The 25,849-nt window shown below is 58.3% G+C and carries 27 protein-coding genes and 1 pseudogene; 17 read left to right on the forward strand and 11 right to left on the reverse strand.

What is annotated here, in order from left to right:
- Positions 1-74: 74 nt before the first annotated feature.
- Both DIT72_RS11810 and DIT72_RS11815 read left to right on the forward strand, forming a co-directional pair.
- Positions 75-608 carry a hypothetical protein gene (locus DIT72_RS11810; RefSeq protein ID WP_135955436.1) on the forward strand — a complete coding sequence of 178 codons (534 nt, stop codon included), beginning with the start codon at positions 75-77 and terminating at the stop codon, positions 606-608.
- A gap of 26 nt (positions 609-634) precedes the next feature.
- Entirely contained in the window at positions 635-1,030 is a 396-nt protein-coding gene (locus DIT72_RS11815; protein WP_135955437.1) for a hypothetical protein, read from the forward strand.
- Here DIT72_RS11815 and DIT72_RS11820 read toward each other — a convergent pair.
- Entirely contained in the window at positions 1,027-1,887 is an 861-nt protein-coding gene (locus DIT72_RS11820) for a PA4780 family RIO1-like protein kinase (RefSeq protein WP_135955438.1), read from the reverse strand. The genes DIT72_RS11815 and DIT72_RS11820 overlap by 4 nt on opposite strands.
- Positions 1,888-2,061: 174 nt before the next feature.
- Between DIT72_RS11820 and DIT72_RS11825 the strand changes: the two genes are divergently transcribed.
- The 5 genes from DIT72_RS11825 (at position 2,062) to DIT72_RS11845 (ending at position 4,707) form a co-directional block, all read left to right on the forward strand.
- Positions 2,062-2,754 carry an SDR family oxidoreductase gene (locus tag DIT72_RS11825; RefSeq protein ID WP_135955439.1) on the forward strand — a complete coding sequence of 231 codons (693 nt, stop codon included), beginning with the start codon at positions 2,062-2,064 and terminating at the stop codon, positions 2,752-2,754.
- A gap of 35 nt (positions 2,755-2,789) precedes the next feature.
- Positions 2,790-3,203 (forward strand): alternative ribosome rescue aminoacyl-tRNA hydrolase ArfB, encoded by a 414-nt coding sequence (arfB, locus tag DIT72_RS11830; protein WP_135955440.1) that lies wholly within the window; start codon positions 2,790-2,792, stop codon positions 3,201-3,203.
- 55 nt (positions 3,204-3,258) lie between these two features.
- Positions 3,259-3,636, forward strand: coding sequence for a thiol-disulfide oxidoreductase DCC family protein (locus tag DIT72_RS11835; protein WP_135955441.1), 378 nt, complete (start codon positions 3,259-3,261; stop codon positions 3,634-3,636).
- 90 nt (positions 3,637-3,726) lie between these two features.
- Positions 3,727-4,044 (forward strand): putative signal transducing protein, encoded by a 318-nt coding sequence (locus DIT72_RS11840; RefSeq protein ID WP_135955442.1) that lies wholly within the window; start codon positions 3,727-3,729, stop codon positions 4,042-4,044.
- Between the two features lie 24 nt (positions 4,045-4,068).
- On the forward strand, positions 4,069-4,707 hold the full coding sequence (locus tag DIT72_RS11845; RefSeq protein ID WP_228260799.1) for a class I SAM-dependent methyltransferase: 639 nt from the start codon (positions 4,069-4,071) through the stop codon (positions 4,705-4,707).
- Here the strand turns inward: DIT72_RS11845 and DIT72_RS11850 are convergent.
- From DIT72_RS11850 to DIT72_RS11865, 4 genes are read right to left on the reverse strand one after another with little or no spacing between them, the layout of a single operon-like run.
- The gene (locus DIT72_RS11850; protein ID WP_228260800.1) at positions 4,695-5,699 is read right to left on the reverse strand and encodes a PA2778 family cysteine peptidase; all 1,005 of its coding nucleotides are present in this window, start codon (positions 5,697-5,699) and stop codon (positions 4,695-4,697) included. The genes DIT72_RS11845 and DIT72_RS11850 overlap by 13 nt on opposite strands.
- A gap of 12 nt (positions 5,700-5,711) precedes the next feature.
- Complete coding sequence (locus DIT72_RS11855) at positions 5,712-6,113, reverse strand: PA2779 family protein (RefSeq protein WP_135955443.1); 402 nt, start codon at positions 6,111-6,113, stop codon at positions 5,712-5,714.
- 19 nt (positions 6,114-6,132) lie between these two features.
- Positions 6,133-7,230, reverse strand: coding sequence for a carboxysome shell carbonic anhydrase domain-containg protein (locus DIT72_RS11860; protein ID WP_135955444.1), 1,098 nt, complete (start codon positions 7,228-7,230; stop codon positions 6,133-6,135).
- Positions 7,231-7,250: 20 nt separating this feature from the next.
- A complete protein-coding gene (locus tag DIT72_RS11865; RefSeq protein ID WP_135955445.1) occupies positions 7,251-8,687 on the reverse strand; it encodes a phospholipase D-like domain-containing protein in 1,437 nt (478 codons plus the stop codon).
- A 216-nt stretch (positions 8,688-8,903) separates the two neighbouring features.
- On the opposite strand from DIT72_RS11865, the gene DIT72_RS11870 reads away from it, so the two are divergent.
- From DIT72_RS11870 to DIT72_RS11880, 3 genes are read left to right on the forward strand one after another with little or no spacing between them, the layout of a single operon-like run.
- Positions 8,904-10,559, forward strand: coding sequence for a serine/threonine-protein kinase (locus tag DIT72_RS11870; protein WP_135955446.1), 1,656 nt, complete (start codon positions 8,904-8,906; stop codon positions 10,557-10,559).
- Positions 10,556-11,305, forward strand: coding sequence for a PP2C family protein-serine/threonine phosphatase (locus DIT72_RS11875; RefSeq protein WP_228260801.1), 750 nt, complete (start codon positions 10,556-10,558; stop codon positions 11,303-11,305). Before DIT72_RS11870 ends, DIT72_RS11875 begins: the two co-directional genes overlap by 4 nt.
- A gap of 14 nt (positions 11,306-11,319) precedes the next feature.
- Complete coding sequence (locus DIT72_RS11880) at positions 11,320-11,670, forward strand: FHA domain-containing protein (RefSeq protein WP_135955447.1); 351 nt, start codon at positions 11,320-11,322, stop codon at positions 11,668-11,670.
- A 3-nt stretch (positions 11,671-11,673) separates the two neighbouring features.
- On the opposite strand, the gene DIT72_RS11885 is transcribed toward DIT72_RS11880, so the two are convergent.
- Positions 11,674-12,387, reverse strand: a complete 714-nt coding sequence (locus tag DIT72_RS11885) for a glutamine amidotransferase (protein ID WP_135955448.1) — start codon at positions 12,385-12,387, stop codon at positions 11,674-11,676.
- A gap of 1 nt (position 12,388) precedes the next feature.
- Entirely contained in the window at positions 12,389-13,123 is a 735-nt protein-coding gene (locus DIT72_RS11890; RefSeq protein ID WP_135955449.1) for a YebC/PmpR family DNA-binding transcriptional regulator, read from the reverse strand.
- A 180-nt stretch (positions 13,124-13,303) separates the two neighbouring features.
- On the opposite strand from DIT72_RS11890, the gene DIT72_RS11895 reads away from it, so the two are divergent.
- Positions 13,304-13,726, forward strand: a complete 423-nt coding sequence (locus DIT72_RS11895; protein WP_135955450.1) for a tetratricopeptide repeat protein — start codon at positions 13,304-13,306, stop codon at positions 13,724-13,726.
- A gap of 154 nt (positions 13,727-13,880) precedes the next feature.
- Complete coding sequence (locus tag DIT72_RS11900; RefSeq protein ID WP_135955451.1) at positions 13,881-14,435, forward strand: hypothetical protein; 555 nt, start codon at positions 13,881-13,883, stop codon at positions 14,433-14,435.
- Positions 14,436-14,438: 3 nt separating this feature from the next.
- Here DIT72_RS11900 and DIT72_RS11905 read toward each other — a convergent pair whose 3' ends face one another.
- Positions 14,439-15,245 (reverse strand): oxygen-binding di-iron domain-containing protein, encoded by an 807-nt coding sequence (locus tag DIT72_RS11905; protein ID WP_135955452.1) that lies wholly within the window; start codon positions 15,243-15,245, stop codon positions 14,439-14,441.
- Positions 15,246-15,386: 141 nt separating this feature from the next.
- Complete coding sequence (locus tag DIT72_RS11910; protein ID WP_135955453.1) at positions 15,387-15,815, reverse strand: SRPBCC family protein; 429 nt, start codon at positions 15,813-15,815, stop codon at positions 15,387-15,389.
- A 218-nt stretch (positions 15,816-16,033) separates the two neighbouring features.
- On the opposite strand from DIT72_RS11910, the gene DIT72_RS11915 reads away from it, so the two are divergent.
- A complete protein-coding gene (locus DIT72_RS11915; RefSeq protein WP_135955454.1) occupies positions 16,034-17,179 on the forward strand; it encodes a zinc-binding dehydrogenase in 1,146 nt (381 codons plus the stop codon).
- A 2-nt stretch (positions 17,180-17,181) separates the two neighbouring features.
- Entirely contained in the window at positions 17,182-18,225 is a 1,044-nt protein-coding gene (locus tag DIT72_RS11920) for a proline racemase family protein (protein ID WP_135955504.1), read from the forward strand.
- A 359-nt stretch (positions 18,226-18,584) separates the two neighbouring features.
- Here DIT72_RS11920 and DIT72_RS11925 read toward each other — a convergent pair whose 3' ends face one another.
- Both DIT72_RS11925 and ilvG read right to left on the reverse strand, forming a co-directional pair.
- Entirely contained in the window at positions 18,585-18,863 is a 279-nt protein-coding gene (locus DIT72_RS11925) for an ACT domain-containing protein (RefSeq protein WP_135955455.1), read from the reverse strand.
- Entirely contained in the window at positions 18,860-20,560 is a 1,701-nt protein-coding gene (gene ilvG / locus DIT72_RS11930) for an acetolactate synthase 2 catalytic subunit (protein WP_135955456.1), read from the reverse strand. Before ilvG ends, DIT72_RS11925 begins: the two co-directional genes overlap by 4 nt.
- A 323-nt stretch (positions 20,561-20,883) precedes the next feature.
- Here ilvG and DIT72_RS11935 point away from each other — a divergent pair, with 323 nt between their 5' ends.
- From DIT72_RS11935 to DIT72_RS11945, 3 genes and pseudogenes are all read left to right on the forward strand, one after another.
- Positions 20,884-21,966 carry an efflux RND transporter periplasmic adaptor subunit gene (locus DIT72_RS11935; protein ID WP_135955457.1) on the forward strand — a complete coding sequence of 361 codons (1,083 nt, stop codon included), beginning with the start codon at positions 20,884-20,886 and terminating at the stop codon, positions 21,964-21,966.
- A gap of 5 nt (positions 21,967-21,971) precedes the next feature.
- Positions 21,972-24,950 (forward strand): annotated as a pseudogene (locus DIT72_RS11940) (efflux RND transporter permease subunit); the annotation flags it as partial.
- Between the two features lie 258 nt (positions 24,951-25,208).
- Entirely contained in the window at positions 25,209-25,835 is a 627-nt protein-coding gene (locus DIT72_RS11945; RefSeq protein WP_135955459.1) for a methyltransferase family protein, read from the forward strand.
- Positions 25,836-25,849: the final 14 nt, after the last annotated feature.

Raw genomic sequence — 25,849 nt, forward strand, 5'->3', positions numbered from 1 at the left:
GTATTTTCGGAGTTAATGGCCAAGTCTTTACAGTAAGATCTGATTAATTCTCTGGGATATCGGGAGGCATTTTCATGAAACCTTCAGCGAGTTTGATCGGCGAGCAGGAAGACCACAAGGTGGCTGCGGTTTTTGACACCGAATCGGACGCCAGGGGAACGGCGAAAGCGATATGTGAGGAAACAAGCCTGACGGATGAACAGGTGACGGTCCTCAGCCCGGACGACCGGCATCAGGGTAAGCAACTGGAGCCCGAAGATCGCGGAATCTGGAAGACACTGGTTCGTTCCCATATCGGTCTGGCTATCGTCGGTGCGGTAGCCGGATTTGTGCTGTTTCTGATACTGAGCACCGTCGGCGTCGGTTTCATAGCCCGTAATGCGGTTGTTGCCGTTTCAGTAATGACCGCCTTTGGGGCGGTATTCGGCATGCTGGCCGCAGGGGCAGTGACACTCCGTCCGGATCACACGCCGTATCTGGCCAAGGCGCAGTCTGCCCTGAGCGAGGGGAAGTACGTTCTGGCGGTGCACGCTTCCAGCCTTGAACAGCTTCAGGAGGTAAAGTCGCTTCTCAACGCCCGGAATATTAAAATAATGCCAACCATCTGATTTAACAACCAAGCGGGATTCTGTGTATGCAAGATCTGAAGCGCTCGCGGGTAACCATCATTGCCGTCAGTGCGATGGTTCTGTTTTTTCTCACCAACTATCTGGCGCGCTTCCTGTTCGGACTGACGGGCGTGGTGGTGTCGGTGGTGATCGCGGCGTTGATTGCAGCCTATATCAGCTGGTCGGTAGCCCGCATATTGAAGCGGGTGCCGACCAGTGATGAACGTGCACGGGTACTGTGGTCCTACGGTGGTTTCCTGGGTGCACTGTTCCTGGCCTGGGCAGCTTACGTCGGACTCTCTGGCGGACTGAATGCGGGCGCCGTTATATTGCTTCTCAGCCACTACCTGCCATACCCTGCACTTGCCCACCTGATGCTGTCCGATCGCGTAGTGAACAGGCTTGTGGGTGAGCCGGGCTAGTCGTCGCCTTCCTCGGCATCCCGGGCGCGCTCCTGGCGTTCGCGTTCTTCTTCCTTGGCGGCGTCGATAACCGCCATAAGTTCGTCCACATCGGCGCTTTCGGTATCGTGCTCGAAGCACCCGGTCAGCCGGCTGTCCGGATGCAGGTCGCCGGTCTCGTAGAGCGCCCAGATTTCCTTGCCGTAATCGGTATTCAGCAGTTCCGGTGCGAAACGGCCGAAATACCGGCGCATGTTGTCCACGTCCCGCTCCAGCATTTGCTCGGCGCTGTTGTTTCCGGATGCGTTGACCGCCTGGGGCAGGTCGATAATCACCGGGCCGGTAGCGTCCACCAGCACATTGAATTCTGAAAGGTCACCGTGGATAAGCCCGACGCTGAGCATGCGCACTACATCAGCAATCACCTTGCCATGGTAATCCCGCGCCTGTTCAGGGGTCAGTGATACCTCGCCCAGCTGCGGTGCGGCCTTGCCGTCTTCATCGGCAATCATTTCCATCAACAGCACGCCATCCACAAACCCGAACGGTTCCGGCACGCGCACACCGGCGCCTGCCAACTGGTAAAGGGCGTCGACCTCGGCGTTCAGCCAGGCGTCTTCCTGTTCTTTCTGGCCATAACGGGTTTTCTTGCCCATGGCCCGGGCGCGGCGGCTGTTGCGAACCTTGCGCCCCTCCTGATATTGCACGGCCTGCTTGAAGCTGCGTTTCTGCGCCTCCTTGTAGACCTTGGCACAGCGCACACTGTCGCCGCAGCGCACAACGAATACCTGCGCTTCTTTGCCACTCATTAACTGGTACAACACTTCGTCCACCATGCCGTCGTCGACAAGGGGCTGTAATCGTTTCGGTATCTTCATAAATCTGTCGGTTGCCTGGTTCGCCTGGCCGGCAATTCATTTTGGCCGGCACGTCTGGCCGTATACTACCTGATATTGGCGCCGGAACCCTCATGCACGGAGTGATCTGTAAAAGCTTCAGCTCTCGTAGCTAATCTGCAACACTGGCAGAAACATCTGGCAAGGGAGAAAACCATGAACAATGATCCGGTCATGCTTATAACCGGTGCTTCATCCGGAATTGGCGAGGCAACGGCCCGGGAAGCACACAAGGCGGGTTACCGACTCGTTCTGGCAGCCCGATCGGAGGACAGGCTGAAACACCTGCAAGCCGAACTGGGAGGCAGCGACCGGGTAATGATCGCCCGGTGTGATGTCCAGAGCATGGAGGACCAGCAGGCAGTTGTGGATAACGCGCTTGCCACCTTCGGGCAGATTGATGCGGTGTTTGCGAATGCCGGTCGTGGCGGTAAGCCCGGCGGGTTCAGTGGTGCCGACCATGAGGTGTGGAAGGATATGATCCTGACCAACATTTATGGTGCCGGGTTGACGGTCCAGTGCTGCCTGCCGGCGCTGCGAAAAAGCCGTGGCCATTTGCTGCTTACGGGCTCTGCTGCCGGAAGGACAACCATACCGGGCTCCATGTACAGCGCCACAAAATGGGCGGTCTCGGCCATCGGTTACGGGGTGAGAGAAGAGCTGCGGGGCTCCGGTATTCGAGTCACGCTGATTGAGCCGGGGATGGTGGATACGCCGTTCTTTGACGAACGCCCGGGAAATGCCCTCAAACCGGACGACATTGCCCAGGCCGTTATGTACGCCGTATCGCAACCGGCGCATGTGGACGTCAACGAACTTCTGGTACGGCCAACGCCTCCCGTGGAATGAGTCTGCCATAGGGTCCGGTGCAAAACGGTGCTTTAATGCTGAAAATTTCCAACACAGTGGAACTGGGTGAGTGGGAAATCGAACTGACCCAGATCCGCGCCCAGGGAGCAGGGGGCCAGAACGTCAACAAGGTGGCGTCCGCGGTCCATTTGCGCTTCGACATACTCAACTCCAGCCTGCCGCCGTTCTACAAGGAACGGTTGATGTCGCTCTCTGACCAGCGCATCAGCAAGGAAGGCATTATTGTTATCAAGGCGCAGAAATACCGCACCCTCGAGCTGAACAAGGAAGACGCCCTTGAGCGTCTGAAGGAGCTGATTCAGGAGGCAGTGAAGCAGCAGAAAGCACGGCGGCCCACCCGGCCGACCAGAAGCTCCCAGCGCCGGCGCGTTGATAAAAAGACCAAAAAGGGCAAAACCAAGTCCCTGCGGGGCAAGGTTCAGGTGTGATCTCCATTGCTTTAGACTGTAATAGGTACATGCAATGCAAGAAATGGAGAGTGCTATGACCACCCCAAAAGATCAACTTCGCGTGTTCTACGATGGCGCCTGTCCAAGCTGTGTCAAGGACCGCAAACTCTATGAGCGGCTGGCGGGCAAGGCCGGCGAATCGGTAGAGTGGGTTGACATCACCGGCCGTGACGATGAGTTGAGGCAGCGTGGAATCGAGCCGGAAGCCGCGCTTCAGGAGCTTCATGTCGAAGACAGCGAGGGCAGGATACATCGGGAACTGGATGCCTATATTCTGCTGATGTCACGGGTGTGGCTGCTGAAACCTCTCGCCTGGCTGATCGGCCTGCCGGTGATCCGCCCGATGTTGGCAAAGCTCTACCACAAATGGGTTGGAGAACGGCTTGAGAAAACCGGGCGTATGCCCAGGTAATAGGTCAGACAGAGTCAGGCACGGATCGACGGATCGCGGTATTCAGGCTAGGGTTCAGTTAAGGATTTCCCGAAACTGCGGAGCCCACCAATGCAAATAGCCTATCGTGCCCGTGACCTGGCAGAAGCCCATATTGTAGCCGGCCTGCTGCAATCAAGAGGTATTGAGACGCATGTTGGTGGCCATTACCTGCAGGGTGCCATGGGTGAGATCGGTGCTGCGGGATTTACCAACGTTCACGTCGAAGATGAAGACTACCCCCAGGCTCGAACGTTGGTCGCCGAGTACGAGGCCGCGAGGCCTCCCGAAACCGAACCGGCTGAGGAGGAGGACCGGGCCAACCGCTACGCCACCTGGTTTCTGTTGTTTTTGGCAGTTCTGATGGTGGTGCTGTTTGGGGCGTTGTGAGAATCGGCTGAGGAGTTGAAGCCATTGGAAGCCCGCTGTCCGGTTTGTGAAACGCCCGCGCTGGCGCCGTTTCAGACAATCAATGAAACCCGCTATCATCGCTGTGAGGCCTGCGAAGCAACAGTCATGGATGAGTCGGGCTGGCTGGATGAGCGTGAAGAAAAGTCAGTCTATGATCTTCACAACAATGATCCGCAGGACGAAGGCTACCGCCGTTTTCTCTCAAAACTGACCGGCCCTTTACTTGAACGACTGCAGCCCGGAGCACTTGGCCTGGATTTCGGCTGTGGTCCCGGGCCGGCACTGGCGGGGATGTTACGTGAGGCGGGAATGAACATGGCGCTCTATGATCCTTTCTTCTACCCGGAGGCGTCCGCGCTGGGGCGGCAGTATGACTTTATTACCTGCACCGAAGTTGTGGAGCATCTGCATCGTCCGGCGGAGATCTTCCATCAGCTGGATGCGCTGCTGGTCTCCGGTGGCTGGCTGGGCGTAATGACCTGTTTCCAGACCGACGACGAGCGCTTTGCCAACTGGCACTATCGCCGCGACCCGACCCATATCGTGTTCTACCGTCAAGCCACCCTGGAGTGGCTGGCCAGAGCCCATGGCTGGACTCTGGATATTCCTGCCAAGGATGTCGCGTTATTTCACAAGGTCTGATCTGAGGGGACGGGGCACTGCAGTACCGGGCAGGTATCCGGATTGTCGGTGCACGCTATTTCCGGGATTGCGCCGTCAAAGCGTTCAGGATTGATGGCAGCGGCACAGCTGGCGGCGGTTTCAGCAGCGGTGGTGCAGCCCTGGGCTGCCAGGGAATGGGCCAGGTTATTCCAGCCGGCGGCGACTCGTGGAAATTTCCGGGTCAGGCGCTGGTAATGGTCTGTGGCCAGCTTTGGTTGTCCCTGTTCCCAGGCGATATTGCCCTGTCCCATAATGGCGGCCGGCTGGTCCGGCCAGTTCTTCTCGGCGGTCTGGTAGGCGGTTGCTGCAGCCAGGGTTCGGCCAGTGGTTTCCAGGTCATTGGCCGACACCAGGAAACGTAGAGGTTCGGCAGTTGCCGGTAACTGGTCCGGGGGTAACATGACAGCTGCCCAGTTTTCCGCGCGTTCCCAGGTCGCCATGAAGACTTCCACGGTTTCCTCGTGGTGACCACGGGTATCAGTGTGAAGAATAAGGTTCCGTTCTTCCGCATCGAACCCCATAACCACAGCGAAATGCCACTGCGGCCACCAGCCGAATCTGAGATTCTGCATCACCAGCACGGGATTGCCGGCAGCTACTTCGTCCAGGAGGCTTTTCAGGGAACCATCCAGCGGATAGACCAGCAGCCCATGGGCACGGGCCGCGGCTACCAGCTCCACTTTCAGGCTGCCGTGTCGCTCAGGGAGATAGACCAGCTCCTTCAACACCTCAGGATTGGTATTCAGGCCCTGGCTGTTCAGCATCATGGCCAGGGAAGCAGGGCCGCACTGATAGCGCTCCTGCGGGTAAAAGGGGACGTCATCCAGCACCAGGCGTTGCTCGCCATCGGGGGCGGTATTCAGGGTCTCTGATTCAGGCCACTGGGGCCGGCTGGCGCAGCCCGCCACAATCGTCGCCAGTACAATACTGACAGCGATTCGCAGCAGGCGCGGATTGATGGAGATAGTCACGAAGTCAGCGCGCTACCGGATACAGTTGATGAAGGGGTAGATATTGGTGGCACACAGCATGTCGGTAACGACGAATACCAGCAGGAACAGAACGATGATGCCGACAACGTCTTCACCCACCGGCGCTTCTGCCAGTTGTTGCTCGAACGACGACAACTCTGCCGGTGTCAGGCTCTGGATGCGTTTTTCAACCTGATCCTGGCTGACGCCCATTTGCGCAAGTCTTTCTTTCACTTCGTCGCGCTCAAGCATATTCATCAGGGACTGGCGGTCAAGATCGGCTCGCTGTTCGGTCAGCAGTTCGCCGGTGCCAACCATACCCGCCGTGGCAGACGATGCCCAGACGGTGCCGAATGCCATCACGAGGGCCATAAAAAACGATACGTACCGCAGGTGCTTTCTTATAGTTTGCATTCCATTCTCCTTGCTTCGATTATGAAACACGATTCCCGTGTTCCGACTCTGGTTTTGCTGGCTGTATTTCAAGACGTCGTTCCGGCCAGTTCAGGATAGCTGAACGAGCGACCATAAGCTCTGCCAGTTCGGGAAATTCCCGTTGAATAACGTTTGCCGCAAATTCCAGTAAAAAAGCGGACTTGAGAGTAGCACGCGCTTTCTGGGTTCCAGGTTCCTGATAGGGGGCAGATGAGAGCAAAAGAAAGCCGTCATCCGGTATCCGAGCGCTTTCCATGTTGGCTTTTATGATACCGGCAGCCTGGCGTATGGGGTGTGACAGATCGGGGCTGAAGGGGCCGATTATCAGCGCCAGATTGGGCGCGTGCAGAAAGTCGAATCCCCGGCCGATGCAGATGACCCACTCCCGGTGCTCAATGTTCAGTTCCCGGTCGCTTTTCCTGATTCTGGCAATGTGCTGGATGTTGCCGTGAACCAGCGGTATCAGATCCCGCTGCACGGCCGGCGGCATATCGGGATACAGCGCTGCGATTTGTGAACCGGTTTCGTTGGCACTGGTGGCCGCGATCGCCGACAGGTCAAGGCACAGCCCGTCGTGGCCATGCAGCAGCAGGGCATCTTCGTCGGTTTCAAAGCCGCAAACCAGGGGGTATACCGTCTGGTGCCCCCTGCCAAACAATGCTTCAACCTGACCGCGGATACTGAAGGCGTGTGCCCGGGCCGCCTCACGGTCGCAGTTGAAGCCGGCACACCCCCGTTCCCTGGCGCCCTTCGAATAGTGATAGGTAATGATGATAAGCACCCTTCTGCCGGCACTGACCGCGTTCTGCACCGCGTCTGCCAGCAGGTCTCCGAGATAGGGCCAGCCCAGATCAAAGATGCCGCCGAGGTTGCGGAAGGGCTGGATGATGCCCATCGGCGTCCGGGTCACATGGGGTAGATGAATGCGGCCATCCATGCACTTCATGGCGATAATAAGGGTGTTGTGTTCCGCCAGGTATCGCTGTCTGGCCAGATGGTTCTCCGGGCTGCAGAAACTGGCCGAGTGGTTTCGGCTCAGTTCCATCAGCCAGTCAAGCCGCTCATTGATTGGCCGTGAATGAACAGGTGTGCTCATTGGGAATCACCTCTTGAAACCTAAAACGTAGACAGCCCTGTCGCCTCCATCAACCTGTATTGCCAGTATCGTAACCGGGATTCGTCCGCCCAGGCTTCGTAGGGCAGGCTCATTACCGGTACGTCGCCCGGGCCGTGACGCCACTGTTCCTCAAAAAACCCCGACGCTTTGAGCACGGTGTCGGAGTTGCTGTCTGACCTTACATGGGCGCTGGTTTCGAGATTCAGGTCGTCCAGGTTGCGGCGGCTGAAATTGGCGGAGCCCAGCAGCAGTTGTGCGCTGCCATTGCTGTCGCGCCGAACAAGAAGCTTGGTGTGGCATTGTTCGCCTTCGGTGTGACACCAGCGCACTGTTATACCGGCCCTGTTGAGTTCCATCGCAGCCTGGCGATTGGGGATTCCGCTCTTCTTGAGGCCGAAAGCGTCGTTATTGGCGTCAAGCAGAACACGGATATCGACGCCCCTTTCATGGGCTTCTTTCAACGCGTTCAGCAGGCTGCGGTGAGACAGGTAGAAAATGGCCAGATCCAGGCGGTCTCCGGGCGCTGCAGTGCCAATGATATCCCTGGCAGCCGCGCGTATAGCCGACTCGGTGATAATTCTGATGGTGTCCGGTGAACCGGACCCGGAATCGGGCAGGCTGCCCAGCGCATTGTCCACAGCGGCTGTGTCCGCGCCGGACATCGCGAGCACAGCCCTCTCCGTTCTGAGCAGGTCTGCGACAGCGGGCCCGCCAAAGCGCAGGCCGATGTTACTGTGACGGCTGCTGCCGTCGTGGGGATTGGCAGAGGTTACCAGCCCAGTGAAACCGTCAGCACTATCCACTACCAGCGTTTTGCGATGGTTGGCCTTGAAGTTGGGCAGTGCCAGATAGCTGCGCAGGGTGACCGGCTTTTCGCCCAGAGCGTTGGGCAGCCAGCCGGCGGATGCGGAGTTGCCCGTCCACTGGCAGCAGACACGCCATAGTCCCGACCAGGCAGGGTTGCTGTCACGCAGCGGCCCGAGCCGGGTTTCCACCACTGGTATGCCAGCCTGCCGGAGTTGCTGGAAATGAAGAGATGTTGTACCGCCATACACCGTATTGATGGGGTCGGATATCACGATGATGTCCATCCCGGGATGGGCCCCTTTGCGTGCGATCAGGGCATCGGTAAGCTGGCGGGCCAACGGTATCTGGCGGCTGCCATCAGCACGGGAGTCATTAAAGAGGAACATATCCACCAACACAAAGTGCTGTGCATTGGCGATCATGTCGAAAATTTCAGCAAAGATTTCCTGGTCCAGACGTGGCTCTTCATTGCCGAAGTGCAGGGTTCTGTCGATGAGCAGCCTGGGGTTGATAAGGGGCTGTTCTTTGCCGTCGAAAGCGAGACCCTGGGGCAGAGCTTTGAGCGAGTGGTAAAGGCTGGTTGTGGTGATCGCCAGAACAATCAGGGCAATCAGTAACTTGAATGTCATTGTTATGCTTCCCGGCGGAGACGTCCAAAGGGTAAACTATACGCAGAAAGCTGGTTGGCGTCTTTTACACCCCTGTCATCCCTGGTTAATTGCCGTGGGGGCGTGATCGTGGTCCCAGCTAAACAAACCTTTACAAAAAAACAGCCCTGGTAACCTATCGCCGCCTGCCTTCGCTTTCTAAACTTGCACGATCAATTACTTACCTTAACGGTTACCGTGAATTCACTGGCTTTTGTATTGTCCCGACTTTTCAGTCTGCGCCTGCTCATTATTGCGCTGGCGCTGATCTTTGCCTTCATGGATGAAGCGATTCCGTTGCTTGGATGGGTGGATCGCCTTCTGTTCGGCTTGCTTGGAAATCCTGCCGGCATGGATGATGCTGGCACGTTGGTGAACATGTCGCCAGAGGCATTCGGCTCGGCCCTGGGGGTGAGGGGGCTTTCCGAACCTCCCTGGTCCGCGGTCGCCATTCGTACCGGGCTGATGGCGTCTGCACTGTTCCTGGTACTGGCGGTTCCCCGGCTGGGCGGTGGAGTGGCCCTGCCGGTGATTCTGCTGGCGGCCGGATCACTGGTGGTGCTGCAGGCAGCTTTGATGTTTTACAGGAATGCCTGGTTGCCGCTTGGGGAAGTGGTCACGCTGCTGGTGGCAGGGTACCTCATCATGCTTTTCTGGCTGCAACCCCGGCGTGATATCGAAGCGCTCTCCAGAAATGTACAGGGCGCGCGTACCCGGCTGGGCAGACTGTTATTGCAGCAGGGCCACCCGGATGAGGCGCTGGAGGCGCTTTCTGAGTGCCCTGTCGGCGAGGACACTCTTGCCCTGCAGTACGATATTGCTATCCAGCAGGAGCGTAAGCGTCAGTACGACAGGGCCTGCGCCACCTATCGGCAGATTCTTGATCACAAGCGCAGGTACCGGGATGCGGACAAGCGGCTGGCAGCCCTGGAAAACCTGGGTGCTGAAGGTGCCACTGCGGGTGCGGGAAGCTTCGACAGTACACGAACGTTGGTGATGCCAGAGCACAATGTCAGCCGGCCGACACTGGGCCGCTATGAAATCGAGCGTGAAATCGGGCGAGGCGCCATGGGTGTGGTCTATCTCGGCAAGGACCCGAAAATTGCGCGCACGGTGGCCATCAAGACACTGAGCTACCAGGCGTTCGATGATAATGAACTGCGGGATCTGAAGTCCCGGTTCTTCCGCGAAGCAGAAGCGGCCGGGCGCCTCAGTCATCCGGCCATTGTCACCGTGTATGATGTGGGAGAGGAGGCGGACCTGGCCTTTATCGCCATGGACTACGCCAAAGGACGTCCGCTCAGCGAGTTTGGCAGGGTGGGCCGCTTGCTGCCCCTGGCAACGGTGCTGGACATTGTCGCCAGAGTGGCAGATGCCCTGGATTACGCCCATCGCCAGAAGATCATTCACCGTGACATAAAACCTGGCAATATTATTTTTAATCCGGACAGTGGCGAAATAAAAATCACCGATTTCGGGATTGCCAAGATTTCGGATGACTCCCGGACCCGTACCGGTAATGTCATGGGAAGCCCTCTCTATATGTCCCCCGAGCAACTCAAGGGCCAGAAGGTAACCGGTGCTTCCGATATCTACAGCCTGGGCATCACACTGTACAAACTGGTATCCGGAGAAACCCCCTATCAGGGGGACACTCTGGCGAATCTGACCTACCAGATTCTCAACAAACGCCCGAAGAGTGTCCGCGAGTTCAATCCGGAACTGCCTAACGGTGTTGTTCGTCTTATCAATAAAGCCATACAGCGGGAGCCGGATAAACGTTTCCTCAGTGCCTCCACCATGGCAGAGGCACTGCGGCGGCAGGCATCCCGCGAGGCGAGGGAGGAGGCATGATGATTCCCCGGGTAGCCGGCCTTACCGACGTCGGGGCTGTGCGCGCAGCCAATCAGGATGCCATTGACTGGCGAATCAGTGATGATAACCGTCAGGCATTGCTGGTGGTTGCTGATGGTATGGGCGGCTATCAGGGCGGAGAAATTGCCAGCCGGATTGCTGTAGATACAATCATGGAGGCTCTGGGTGGGCATCTGATGCCCGCAAACCGCTGTCATTCAGACGCGCTCCCGGACGCGATGCAGGCAGCCATTACCCTTGCCAGCGAACGCATACAGACGCGCAGGGACTCAGATGCAGCCCTTGCCAAAATGGGCACGACTGTGGTGCTAGCCTGGGTCATCGACGGCGACGCTCATATCGCTCACCTGGGGGATTCCCGCTGTTACCTTGTTCGCAACGCCGAGCTCCAGTGCCTGACCCGGGACGATACGGTGGTTCAGAATATGCTGGAAGATGGCAGCATCCAGCCGGATGATGTGCCTCACGTGCCTTTCAGAAACGTACTGACCCGCGCTCTGGGCGCGTCGTCCCCGCTCGCCAGCTTCCGGCAGGTAGCGCTGGAGCCGGGCGATGGCCTGCTGCTGTGCTCTGACGGGCTTACCGGGGCGCTACCGGAAGCGGACTGGCTGCCACTGATATCAGGCCAGGAATCCCCGGAAGCCAAAGTCCGGGCACTGGTGAATGCAAGCCTGGATAACAAAGCCGCGGATAACGTGTCCGTTGTTTTTTTGATGCTCAATTAAAGAAGGAGCCCTGTATGGCGTCACTTTCCCAACTGGTGGACAACGTTGTGGTGACCACGTTTGAACTGGACCAGCCCACGATCCATGTTGGCAGGAGCCCGGGCAACGATATTCGCATCGACGAAATTTCCGTGAGCGGTCATCACGCGGTTATCGAGTCGGTAGCAAATGCCTACCTGGAAGATACGCTGGACTACTACATCACGGACAGCAACAGCACCAACGGGACTTTTGTGAATGATATCCGTATCAGCGGACGCCAGCGCCTGAACAGCAATGACATAGTGCGGATTGCCTGGAACGAGTTCCGGTTTGTGGACGAGGATGAGAGTGCAATGGAAAAAACCGCCTATATTCTTGACTAGCGGTCAAGGATTCATGACGATCCGGGAGAAGCGGTCCAGCAGGGAAGAAGCCTCCGGCGCGCTTCTCACGCCTGCCAGCAGGGCGCCGGCATCAAGCCCTTCTTTGACAAGGTCCGGTGCCTGGACCTCAAGATAAGCCCGCATGATGTCCGCTGAAAACTCCGGATGGAACTGAACACCCCAGGCGCAGGGACCAACCCGGAACGCCTGATGGGCCTCAAAGTCATTGCGGCCCAGCAGGATAGCGTTTTCCGGCAGCCGGAGAACGGATTGCCGATGAGTCAGCTGGGCAGGGAACTGGCGGGGCAGGCCCTTGAACAGGGGGTCATGCTCAGCGGTAGCCAGCAGTTCTACCTGGTGGGTGCCAGTCTCCCGGCCCGCTGGATGGAAGCCCGCTTCACCGCCCAGGGCATGGGCCAGTAACTGATGGCCATAGCACACACCCAGAACCGGTATTTCAGCCGTGACCGCCTCTGCAAGCCACCTTGCCGTCTGCTCGCTCCAGGGAGCCCGGTCACTGACCATGGCTGGCGAGCCGGTCACGACAATACCATCCCAGTCCCGGGGCTGGCCCGGAAGGTCATCAACGGTCACGTCAACCACATGGAGGTTGAGTTCCGGTGCCAGACCGGCCACAAACCAGCTGTCGAAATCCCCGAAGACATCACGGATAGCCGGGTAGGTGGTACCGGTTTTCAGTAGGACGACCCTTGGCAAGTTACCGCTCCTGTTCGTCTGCGATCACGGCGTTATGGTAGACGTTCTGTACGTCATCAAGATCGTTCAGCATATCCATGAATTTTTCGAACAGCTCGATATCGTCGCCTTCAATGGTTGTGGTGGTCTGGGGCAGGAACTGGATTTCGTCCACTTCGAATTCCAGACCCTCAAAGGCTTCCTGTAGTGCCTGGCGGGCCTTGGCGTATTCAGTGTGGGGTGCGAACACGGTAATCATGCCGTCTTCCTGTTCAATGTCGGTGACATCCACATCTGCCATCATCAGCGCTTCGAGGGCCGCCTCTTCGTCATCGCCCCGGAAACCGAATATGGCACAGTGATCGAACATGTGGCTGACACTGCCCTGGGTGCCAATCTTGCACTTGGTTTTGGTAAAGGCCAGGCGAACGTCACCAAAGGTGCGGTTGGGGTTATCGGTCAGGCAATCCACGATGGCCATGCAGTTACCCGGCCCGAAGCCCTCATAGCGGGCAGCGGAGAAGTCCTCGCCGGCTCCGCCCTGGGCTTTCTCGATGGCTTTTTCAATAACATGCGCGGGCACCTGGTCTTTCTTGGCGCGGTCGATCAGGCCACGCAGTGACAGATTGCTTTCCGGGTCCGGGCCGCCAGACTTGGCGCACACGTAGATTTCGCGACCGTATTTGCTGTAAACCTTGGTTTTGGCGGCGGCCGTTTTGGCCATGGAGTCTTTGCGGTTCTGATAGGCTCTGCCCATTTCGCTGCCTCAATGTGGTTTCAAAAGTGCGGATTTTACTCGACAAAACAGACCGGTGACAGAGTTATTTCCCGGTTGCCTGCTGCACCCAAAGTTGTAAACCTTTGCCACTTTAGGGTCAAAGACGTTGTGTTTTCCAGCTGATAGCGTGGGAGTGTCCCTTGATCCCCGGAGGTTTTCATGCCACGCCGATACGCTGCCAGATGGATAGCCATGGCCGTGAGTCTACCGATATTGCTGTCGCCTGTAGCGCAGGGCGACGAATCGGACCAGCAACTGGGCGTCGCGCGTGAGATGGTCAAGGTGCTTGAAGCCTATGCCGTCTACAAGATGGGGCAGTACGATCTGGCTTTCGAGCGTTACCAGGCTCTGGCCGAATCGGGCAGTCATCAGGGCATGTACAATCTGGCGAACATGTACGCTGCTGGCCAAGGCGTAACGCAAAGTGATGTCAGGGCGTTTGAGTGGTATCTGAAAGCGGCGGAAGCCGGCAACAGGCTGAGCATGGCGGAGGTTGCAAGAGCTTATGCCGAAGGTGCCGGTACTGAGGCAAGCCCGGTCCAGGCTCACCACTGGCAGGCCATGGCGGCCGAGGAGCCATGACAGGGCGTACGCTGGCCATGTCAGGCGCATGGTTAATGGAGTATTACCATGTCGTCATTTATTCACTGGGTAAAGGTAAGTATGCTCGGGTCAATAGTTAACTGATATGGTCGCAGGTAACCCACTGCAGATCGGCAGACCCGGGAGTCACATGATGAAACGCGCAACAGTTCTGTCTTTGAATCTGGCCCTTGTATTGGCGTTGCCAGGCCTGGCTTCAGCCCAGCAGCCATCGCAGCAGCAGGGACAAAACCGGGCGCAAGGCCATAATCAGGGTCAGATGCAGGGGCAAGAGATGCGGGGCCAGCACCGCGGTCAGATGCGTGGCCAGGGCAGGCAGCCGATGACCGGCTCCGGCCTCATGACACCGGAAGAGCGGGAACAGTTACAGGAGCGGGTCCGTTCGGCTGACAGCCAGGAAGAGCGCCAGGCCATCCTGGACGAGCACCGTCGGAAAATGGCTGATCGTGCGCGGGCCCAGGGCATGAACCCGGAGAACATCGAGGGCTTGCCGTCGTCTTCCGGCGATGATCCCCGAAGCCGCCAGATTCGTGGCCAGCCAACTGGGTCACCCCGCAGTGGCGGGGCCGGCCCCGCCACTGCTCCCGGCCAGGGAACCGGAATGAATACGGGCCCGGCAACGGGCACCGGCCGCGGTTCAGAGCTGCCTGTTCCGGGGCAACAGGACCGTGCCGGTGTTATTCGCTAATCCCTATGCGGAAAGATAGTCCACCGGCCGCCGGTAATTTTCCTGGCTGACCAGATCGATACCGCAGTCGACACTGGATACCCAGTTCAGGAACTGTTCTACCATTTCCGGGCCCTCAAAGCGCTTACCGTGCTGTGGCACGATGGCGCTTACGTCCATCTGTCTTACCATATTGGCCCATAACTCACATACCTTTCGTGACGCAATATAGCGCCGGTGGAAACCGATCATGTTGGGTATGTGCCTGTCGAAGTCGGTCACCGGCTTGTGGTCGTCTTCCCCGCCCATGGACGCTCCCAGGTCCCCGGAAAACAGAATTTTCGAGACCGGATCGTAGAACTGCAGATTGCCCACAGAGTGCATGAAATGGGCGGGCAGGCACTGGATATACGATTCCCCGAAAGGCACGTTAATGCCGCCGTCCGGGACGCTCAGAATGCGGTCATAGACGCTTCCGCTGAGTTGCCCGGTTACATAGCCGGAGACCAGGTGCGGCAGGAAACGGGCCCAGAGGCGAGAAGTGACGATTTTGGCGCGGGTATGAACGATCCAGCGGTCAATGGCGCCGATAATATCCGGGTCCTGGTGGGAAGCAAACACGTAGTCCATTTCGCGGATGTTCATGTACCGCGATGCCGCAACAGACAGCGGGGTGTAGGTCAGATCGCCGCCCGGATCAATCAGCGCCTCGTGCTTGCCATCAACAATCAGGAACTGGTTGGACTGTACGCCCTCGCCGGTTACCAGTGAATCGAACATCAGGCATTTGTGTTGACCGTTATCAAACAGGACGATGGGTTCCGCTGCCATTCTTGTCTCCCGGTAGGCTGACTATCCGGCCAGGATGGCCGGATACTGCAAAATTTTCGGGAGAATACAGAATGGTTAAAGGTGACCTATTGCGTCAGGTCAAGAAACTGATATCAATCAAGAAAGGCTTTGAGGCATGACTCAGGCAAGCCTGGGAACGCGTCGAATGCTCTTGCGGATACCCTGGTCCAGTGCCGAACTCATCAGTTTTCCGGTGTAGGGCACAATGTCATCGAAACAGATGGTGTACAGAATGCGGGTCCTGCCGTCAGCAACGTCCTCGAAGCGAATCCTGCCCAGATGATTGCGAATGGGGCTCATGCTGGTAATGGTGTACTCGATCAGCAAACCCGGTTCAAAGGTAATCACCGTTTCCCTGAGGCTGACGGGGCCGATTCCGATTTTCCGGATAGACCCGACGCCGTTGGGATCGGCCTGGTCACTGTCGCGAATTCGCTTTACCGGGGCGCCAATCAGTTGACCGAAGCGCTCATGGTCCGCAAACAGGGCAAATACCCGGTTTCGCGGCACATCAAAGGTTTCGTCAATTTCAATCCTGTAAGTTGCCATAGCCGCACTCGTGAGAGACCATTTCACACAGAGTATCCGGTTACGTGATACAACAAAAGTCGTAGAACTCCGATGACCGGATCGCTGGTTATGCTCCTGATGACCATCATTCCGGCTGTTCCCGGACAAATCCCCGAGGCCGCGCCCCCGATTTACAAAGTTATTGCGCGCCAGTGCTATGCTGGACAGATACCCAGCGAAAAAGGAGCAGAAAGCCCATGATCCCAAAGACCATGAAAGCCATGCTGCTCACCGGCCACGGTGGCATCGACAGACTGGAGTACACCGAAGACGTACCCACTCCTGAACCCGCCTCGGGAGAAGTTCTTGTTCAGGTAACCGCCACTGCCAAGAACAACACCGATCGCAAGGCCCGTGAAGGCCTCTATCCCACCCGGGAAAAGGGCGAAGTCACCTCCTTTCAGATGGGCGGCTCAGCCACGCTGACCTTCCCTCGAATCCAGGGCGCTGACGTCGTCGGCCATGTCGTCGCCGTTGGCAAGGGCGTTGACGAAGGCAGAATCGGACAGCGGGGACTGCTGGACTTCAATCTTTACCCCGACGAGCGCCGGGACATCAACCTTGTCCCGGACTACTACGGCCATGGTGCCGATGGCGGTTTTGCCGAATACATTGCTGTTCCCTCCGACCAGTTTCACCATATCGATAATGCCGATCTCGCGGATGCCGAACTGGCGTCCATGGGCATGTGCTCCTATCAGACCGCCCTGCACATGCTCACTTCCGCCAGGGTCAAGTCGGGTGAGCACATACTTGTCACTGGGGCCAGTGGCGGGGTTGGCACCGCGCTGATCCAGCTGTGCCGGATCATGGGTGCGATTCCCTATGCACTGAGCCAGCAGGACAAGTCAGAGGCACTCCTGAAACTCGGAGCCGAAGCCGTACTGGATCGCTCGGACATGACCGACTTTGCAGACAAGGTTCGCGCTGTGACCGGTGGTCGCCCGATTGATGCGGTGATGGACCTGGCCGGTGGCGAGATGACTGACCAGTTTATCGACACCATGATCTTCGACATGAACCGCCGCGGCGACTACCCCCGCCTGAGCATTGCCGGTGCCAGCGCGGGCAATGTCAGCGAAATCATGTGGACCCGGATCTACCTTTACCAGGTGCAGGTGTTCGGTGTGTCCCACGGCACCCGGGATGAAGCCGCGCAACTGGTTGAGTGGATCCGCAGCGGCCAGTTAAAACCGGTGCTGCATGCGGCCTTCAAGCTTTCTGATCTGCACGACGCGGAACGCTACTTCGTCAACCGCGACAGCAATTATCTGGGCAAGATCGTGATTGTCCCCGATGCCCAATGGGCGGAGCATGGCGCGCCTTTTGCCCTGGAGAAGTGATGATGCATCCTGAGCTGAATCTGCAATTGATGGATACCCATGCCGGCGGTGATGTGAGCCGGATTGTGACTGGCGGGATCTGCCCGCTGCCGGGTGCCACCGTACGTGCCCAGATGGAATATCTTCGGGATGAGGCGGATGGCCTGCGTAAACTGCTTCTGAACGAGCCCTATGGCATTCCGGAGATGTCCGTGGACCTGCTGGTGCCACCGAGCAACCCCGAGGCAGTTATCGGCTATATCATCATGGAGGTGATGGGGTACCCGATTTATTCCGGCTCGAACACCATTTGCACGGCCACAGCGGTGCTTGAGGCAGGAATCGTCCCTAAACGCGAGGGCTGGCAAAGCTTCATGCTGGAGGCTCCGGCGGGTCTTGCCAAGATTGACGCCCTGGTGCGTGATGGTGTCGTGGAGGCTATCACTTGCGGGGGGCTCCCCAGTTATATCGACACCTATCAGACCAGCATTCATGTTCCGGCAATCGGCGACGTAACCTTCAGTATCGCCTACAGTGGTGGCTTTTACGCCCTGGTGGACGCGACAAGCCTGGGATTTTCCCTGAACATGGACGAGGAGCGCAGGCTCAGCGAATGTGCCTATCACATCATCGAAGCGATCCAGACGGAGCGCGGTTTTTCCCACTACACGCTGGGGGATGTGGGTCCGGTACCTTTCCTGCACTTCATGGGGCCGGTCGAGCAGCTTTCGGACCATTTCTACCGTTCCCGTTCCGCCACTTATGTGCACCCCGGCGTGATCTGCCGCAGCACCACAGGCACCGGAACCTCGGCACGGCTCGCGCTTATGAACTACGAGGGCACGATCAGCCCCGGCGACCGGCTGGAAACCGTCTCGCTGCGGGAAACCGGGTTTATCGGTGAGTTCACCGGTGTGCGCCAGGAAGGGCCGCACGAGGTGGTTGAGAACACCATTACCGGCAAGAGCTATGTGCTGAGCCGCGGCGACATCATCGTGAACTGTGACGACCCACTGATCGACTGCCGCGGGCTTACGCACATTCTGACCAGTGCGCATCCGGAATGAGTGGCAGTGTTTTCTTTTGGTAGCCTGCCGGTTTTGGGGCGGGCTTGCGGGGTGGCATCTGTATTTTTTTTGAAAAAGAACTCGCTTCGCTCAGACATCTTTTTCTGGCAAAAAATCCAGATACCACCCCGCGCCGAGCAGACACCGGCGGGTTCGCAAAAAAAACCGCACAACAAGGTCAACTCGATCCGGGCATCCCTGTGCTGCACGTCGATAGGGGGGTGGGGGTATCTTTTCTGGCAAGGAAAAAGATGTCTGAGCGAAGCGAGTTCTTTTTCCAGAAGAAAAGATACCCCCACCCCCCGGATCCGCCCGCAAAACATCAGGCTACCAAAAGAAGAAAACTCCCAACCAACGCCTCAGACACTCTGAACCCGAACTCCCGAAGCCTGAGCAGGGATGACCTCTGCCACTGTATGCAGTTTTTCCAGTTGGGACTGGAGCATGGTGATCGGGCGGGCGCCTTCCAGCGTCAGGGCGATATCAATGTGGTCCCCGGCAGACTCTACTGCCATTCTGGCAATGCGGAAGCCGCGAATACGGACTACCTGGCACAGGCGCTCCAGAGCGGCGGCTTCCCGGAACATTCGGCAGTGGAGGGTGTAACTGGGCATTGGGATATCCGTTTGCGGGGTCATGCTACGTGCTCCTTGTTGGCAGGGCTGGTGCGTCGGGTTTCATCGAGCATTTCGCGGTTGCCGGCGCCGGGTTTGACAATGGGCCAGACGTTTTCTTCCCGGCTGATGGCAACGTGAAGCAACATCGGGCCATTGAAAGCCAGGATGGTTTCGATGCCGCGGCGAATCTGGTCGGTGCGCTCGATGTACAGCGCCGGCATGTCGAAGGCGCGGGCCATGGCCACGAAGTCGGGGTTGTCGTCCAGGTTTATCTGGCTTTCCCGGTTGTTGTAGAACAGCTCCTGCTGCTGGCGCACCATGCCCAGGCACTGATTGTCCATGATGATCAGTTTTACCGGCAGGTTGTAGCGGCGGATGGTGGCCAACTCCTGGGCGTTCATCATGAACGATCCGTCGCCGGTGACGTTGATCACTGTGCTGTTGCGGTCGGCAAACTGGGCGCCGATTGCAGCGGGCAGACCAAATCCCATGGTGCCAAGGCCACCACTGGTGAGGTGGTGGCGCGGATGGTCGAACTCATAGTGCTGGGCCACCCACATCTGGTGCTGGCCGACGTCGCAGGCAATCACGGTATCGTCTGCGGCGATGCGGGAGAGCTGGCGGATAAACGCGGGACCGGTAATCGGGGCCAGGGGCTCTTCGTTGTCAGCAGCCTGGAAGCCGCCGGTAGTGTGCCAGGTGCGGCACTGTTTCTGCCAGTTGCTGATGGTCAGTGATTTTTTCGTCAACTCTGCGGTCAGTGCCGCAAGAATTGTGTTCAGGTCACCGCGTATGGCCAGGTCGGCGGGGCGCAGTTTGTTGATTTCAGCGGCGTCGGCGTCGATGTGAATCATCTTTGCATCGGGGGCGAAGCCGTCGAGTTTGCCGGTGGCCCGATCATCCAGGCGGGCGCCGATGACCAGCAACAGATCGCACTCATCCACGGCCCGGTTCGCGGCGCGGGAGCCGTGCATCCCCAACATGCCCAGGTTGTAGGGATTGCACTTGCCGGCGTTGCCAATGCCCTTGAGGGTAACTACTGCCGGCAGGGCAGAGGACTCGGCAAACGTCCGGAAGCTGTCTTCGGCATTGGCCAGGCTGATGCCGCCGCCACTGTACAGCAGTGGCTTGCGGGCGGAGCGCAGCAGCGACAGTGCTTTGGCCAGGTCCGGGCAACCGGTTTCCCGTGGCTCTGGCGTGGGGAAGGGCGCATCGGTGACTTCGGCAAGCAGCAGATCTTTGGGTATGTCTATCCACACAGGCCCCGGTCGACCGCTGCGGGCCAGTTCAATGGCTTCCTCCATGATACCGGGCAGGGCGTCAGCGTCGTCAACCAGGTAGCTGTGTTTGACAATACCCAGGGTCATGCCCAGTACGTCGGTTTCCTGGAAGGCATCGGTGCCGATCAGGCCGGAAGGGACCTGGCCGGTGATGACCAGCATCGGGATGGAATCACGGTGGGCGTTGGCAACGCCGGTAATCAGGTTGGTGGCGCCGGGGCCGGAGGTGGCAATGCACACGCCCGGTTTGCCGCTCGCCCGGGCATAGCCATCGGCGGCGAGGGCACAGCCCTGTTCGTGGCGGCACAGCACGTGTTCCACGCCCACATCGTCCACCAGCGCGTCGTATAGCGGCATGATGCAGCCGCCCGGATAACCGAATACCGTGCTGATGTGGTGGCGGTGAAACGCTTCGAGAATATGCTGTGCGCCGTTCATGGTTGTTTTCCTTTTTTGCTGCAAAAAAAAAGCCCCCGGGACCTTTCGGTGCCGGGGGCTTCTGGTGTCTTGTCAGGTTGTTGCTATCTCACCCGCTTGTCCACGCAAAAGCCCCCGGACGGTACCACGACCACCAGGACCAGCTTCACAAGGACAACCACTGCGTTGAGATTCATAAAATCAGGATCTGCTCTGAATCTGTAAGAGATTTAAGTGTAGAATCTAACCCACGAAAATAACCGGACGCAACTGTTTTCTGGTAGTTTTTCAAACACGCACCCGGGTTAAAACCGACACCATCCGTTTCAATCTGTGAGCAGGCAATGACCAAAGCAAAACTGGGATCTATCGGCTTGTCCCTTCTGGTACTGGTTTTACTGGTTGTCTGGATGGTCACCGGAGAGGTCAAAGTGGCCCGTGAAGAGGTGCCGGAGCAGGCGCCCGGGGACAGAGCTGCTGCGCCCTCGGTACAGGTGGACCTGTTGCAGGCGAGGCTTTATGAGCCGGCATTGATGGTGCAGGGTCAACTGGAGCCCTGGCGAACGGTGTCTGTTGGAGCGCGGATTTCGGGTACCGTGGAAGAACTGATGGTGGAGCAGGGAGACCGGGTCAGGGAAGGAGATGTTCTGTTACGCCTGTCCGAGGATGGTCGCGGCACAGCGGTGGAACAATGGCGGTCCCGCATCCGTAAGCTGGAGGCAGATCTTTCCGCCGCCGAGCGGCTCCGCGCCCGCGATCTTGCATCTGAATCCGAGGTGCTGACCCTGCAAAGTGAGCTTGCTGTTGCCAAAGCGGAACTGGCGCGGGCACGCCTGGCGATGGATCATCTGACCCCGCGCGCGCCTTTTGTCGGCACGGTTAATCGTCGCGATGTGGATCTGGGTGATCTGGTTCAGGTGGGCTCGCCGCTACTGGAACTGGTCCGGGTTGACCGGCTGAAAGCAACGGGCCAGATTCCGCAGCAGTCTGTGGGCAATGTTGAGGAGGGCCAGAAAGTGTCGGTCCGCTCTCTGGATGGCGACACACTGGAAGGCCGGGTGAGTTTTGTTGCCACTGCGGCAGACCGGGAAACCCGCAGCTTTGCGGTGGAAGTAACGGTGGAAAATCCCGAGCGCAAGCGGGTGGCTGGTGGAAGCGCAACCTTGCGGATTTCACTGCCCGAGGTCAGGGCCATGTTTATTTCACCCGCCTATCTCAGCCTTGATGACGATGGTCGTCCCGGTGTTCGCCACGTGGGCGAGAACAACGAGGTTGTTTTTTCCAACGTCAGATTGCTGAACGTTACAACCGACGGCGCCTGGGTCACCGGTTTGCCGGAGGAAATCCGGCTGATAACCCGTGGTGCCGGGTTTGTGTCGGTCGGGCAGCAGGTGCGCCCGGTGAATCGTGATGCGGACCGGGGCTGACCGGTATGCGAACCCTGATATTCGCCGCACTTGACCGCAGTCGAACAACCTTTATTGCGCTGGTGTTCCTTATTCTGGGCGGGATAGCTGCCTTCCAGGCCATACCCAAGGAAGCCAATCCGGACGTCACCATTCCCATGATCTACGTGTCCATGACGCTCGAAGGCATCAGCCCGGAAGATGCCGAGCGCCTGCTGATCCGGCCCATGGAGCAGGAGTTGCGTTCCCTGGAAGGGATCAAGGAAATGCGCAGTACCGCGTCCGAAGGCCATGCCTCGGTGATGCTGGAGTTCGACGCCGGCTTCGACCCGGATGTGGCGCTTCAGGATGTGCGGGAGAAAGTGGACACGGCCCGCAGCGATCTGCCCCGGGAGGCGGATGAACCGAGGGTGAACGAGATCAACGTGGCGCTGTTTCCGGTGCTGTCGGTTGGTCTGTCCGGACCATTGTCCGAGCGTGAACTGGTCACCCTCGCCCGGCGTTTGCAGGATGCCATCGAAGGAATTCCGGAAGTGCTGGAAGTGGAGATCGGCGGCGACCGGGAAGACCTGCTGGAAGTTGTCGTCGACCCCCAGGTGCTGGAAAGCTACGGCATAGATTTTGACCGGTTGGCATCGCTGGTCTCCCGCAACAACCAGCTGGTAGCTGCCGGCAGCCTCGATACCGGCGCCGGCCGGATGACCATGAAGGTGCCCGGCGTAATTGAGTCGGTGGAAGATGTGATGGCCATGCCCATCAAGGTGGATGGCGATACCGTGGTCACGTTCGCGGACGTTGCCATGCTGCAGCGTACCTTCAAGGATCCCACCGGGTTTGCAAGGATCAACGGCGAGCCCGCCCTGGTGCTGGAAATTTCCAAGCGTACCGGCGCCAACATTATTGAAACCGTGGGCCAGGTAAAAGAATTGATCAGGGCGGCAGAGTCCGAGTTGCCGGACGAGCTGGAGGTCCGTTATATCATGGACCAGTCCGGTGATGTGCGGGATATCCTCAGTGACCTGCTCAACAACGTGCTCACCGCCATTGTGCTGGTGATTATCCTGATCCTTGCCGCCATGGGGCCCCGCTCGGCCCTGCTGGTCGGCCTGACAATTCCGGGGGCCTTCCTCACAGCCATTCTGGTGATTTGGGGGATGGGCCTGACTCTCAACATTGTGGTCCTGTTCAGCCTGATACTAGTGGCGGGAATGCTGGTGGACGGGGCCATCGTGGTGTCGGAACTGGCCGACAGGAACCTCTCCGAGGGACAGACTGTGCGATCCGCATGGGGCGAGGCTGCCAGTCGCATGGCCTGGCCCATTATTGCCTCCACCGCAACAACTCTGGCGGTTTTTGTTCCATTACTGTTCTGGCCAGGTGTGGTGGGTGAGTTCATGAAATTCCTGCCCATCACCGTGATCATCGCGCTGACCGCTTCCCTGGCCATGGCGCTGGTGTTTCTGCCGGTGCTGGGCAGTCTCAGTGGTGGCAGGCGCAAGCCCCAGGCCTCGCCGGACGGGCGGATAACCGGACTGTACCGGAGCCTGCTGGCGCGCTTACTGGCGGTACCGGGCTTCACTTTACTGGGTGTACTGGCCGCGGTTGTGGTGATCTACGCAGCGTATGGCAAATTCAATCATGGTGTAGAATTTTTTCCCACTGTCGAGCCTGATTCGGCTCAGGTCCAGGTGAGGGCGAGAGGTGACCTGTCGGTGGAAGAGCGGGATGTCATTGTGCGGCAGGTGGAGCAGAGACTGCAGGGAATGCCTGAAGTACAGGCACTGTACGCCCGCTCCATGGTCAGCCCCGGCAACCAGATGGCACCGGATGTTATCGGTGTGCTTCAGTTCCAGTTTACCGACTGGTTTGAGCGCCGGTCCGCCACCAGGATTCTGGAGGATTTCCGCGAGCTCACGGCGGACATTCCCGGCGTTGCGCTGGAGTTTCGTAAACAGGAAGGCGGACCGGCTGCTGGCAAACCCATCGAGCTGATGGTCAGCAGCTTCGACCCGGACAGGCTGGACGAGTACGTCAGTCTTATCCAGGACCGAATGGAGACTATAGGCGGATTCGTCGATATCGAGGATGACCGCAGCCTGCCCGGTATCGAGTGGCGCCTGAGTGTGGACCGGTCAGCGGCGGCCCGCTTCGGCTCCGACGTGTTGAGTGTGGGTAGTGCCGTGCGGCTGATTACCAATGGACTGGTGCTGGCCACCTATCGTCCCGAAGATGTGCGCGACGAGGTGGATATTGCAGTGCGGGTGCCCAACAACTGGCGTGAGCTGGATCAGTTCCAGCGCCAGACCATTCATACCCGGCGTGGGCAGGTTCCTCTTTCCGAGTTCGTGGAACTGGAACCGGGCGAAAAGACAGGAACTATTGTGCGGGTGGATGGCCAGCGGACAGTGACCATCAAGTCAGACGTGGAGTCTGGCCGCACGGTCGATGAACTGCTGAGGACCCTGCAGCAGCAAATGCCCGAAACCCCGGAGGGTGTATCGGTTCGTTTTGCCGGTGAAAATGAAGACCAGCGGCAGGCAGCCAACTTCCTCACTTCCGCCTTCCTTGTAGCCATTGCGTTGATGCTGCTGATTCTGGTTACCCAGTTCAATTCCCTGTACCAGACCCTGCTGATTCTGTCGGCCATTGTGCTTTCCACAGCCGGAGTGCTGCTGGGGCTGCTGCTCAATGGTCAGGCCTTTGGCATCGTGATGGTGGGTATGGGTATCATTGCTCTGGCGGGCATTGTGGTGAACAACAACATCATTCTGATAGACACCTATAACCAGATGCGCAAAAGTGGCATGGAAGCCTTTGAGGCGGCGCTGGAAACCGGCTGTCTGCGTCTGCGTCCGGTACTGTTGACTGCCATCACTACTATCCTGGGATTGACGCCAATGGTGCTGGGGGTGAATGTGGATCTGACAACGCCGTCTCTGGGTATTGGTTCACCCTCAACCCAGTGGTGGACGCAGCTGTCCAGTGCCATCGCCGGGGGGCTGGCGTTTGCGACCATACTGACTCTGTTACTGACACCGACGATGCTGGTTCTGGGTGATAAATCCGGGCGTAAAATGAAGCGGCTGTCCTCTTTGCTGGCAAAGAAACAGTCGGCCAGCTGACCGAAGAGCAGAGGTTTGTTATGCAGATAGTCCGGTCCTTTCGCGGGTCCGTTGTGCATGAAAGCTGTAAATGCGGTTTTCAGTCGCCAATACAGGCTTTAAGCTTGTGGTTGGTAACAATCATTACAAATAGTGAATTTAATGATTTTTCTGGATAGTTTCCACACGTTCGCTGAGCCACTGGTCCGTTATTTCCTCGGTATTTTCTTTCTGATGATTGGCCTCCAGTTCACCAGCCGTAGCCTCGGCCTTGATGCAAGGATGGGCTTTTCGTTTATCCATTATGGTAAACGGGCGTCAGCCGGCTGGTGGCACCGGAATATCTTCAACGTGTTCCGCGCGCTGATTCTGGCAGTGGTTGTGGGGCGTATCTTCGTGGATATCGACCCCTGGCTTGGGGTGTTCGGCTGGCTGTATCGCGGCCCGGTCCTGGTGACCGGGATGGTGTTGCTTCTGGTGTCTTTCAGCCTGGTCAATTACCTGCAAGCGTACATGCATGATGACTGGCGCTCAGGGGTGGACCCGAAACAGAACCGTCATCTGATCACCGGCGGCCCCTTTAGCCGCAGCCGTAACCCTGTGTTCATGTCGGTCATGCTGGGCCAGTCGGGCTTTTTCCTGGCGCTGCCCTCGGTGTTTTCCCTGGTGTGCCTGATTGCTGGTGTGACTGTGTTGATCCGGCAGGCGAGAGTAGAGGAGCAAGCTCTCACCGACGTCTTCGGAGATGCCTACGAGGCGTATCGCAGGCAGGTTCCCCGCTGGCTCTGATCCGGTTTCGGTCG

Origin of the sequence: Marinobacter orientalis, assembly GCF_004792665.1 — a bacterium.
In the GTDB taxonomy this organism is placed as follows: domain Bacteria; phylum Pseudomonadota; class Gammaproteobacteria; order Pseudomonadales; family Oleiphilaceae; genus Marinobacter; species Marinobacter orientalis.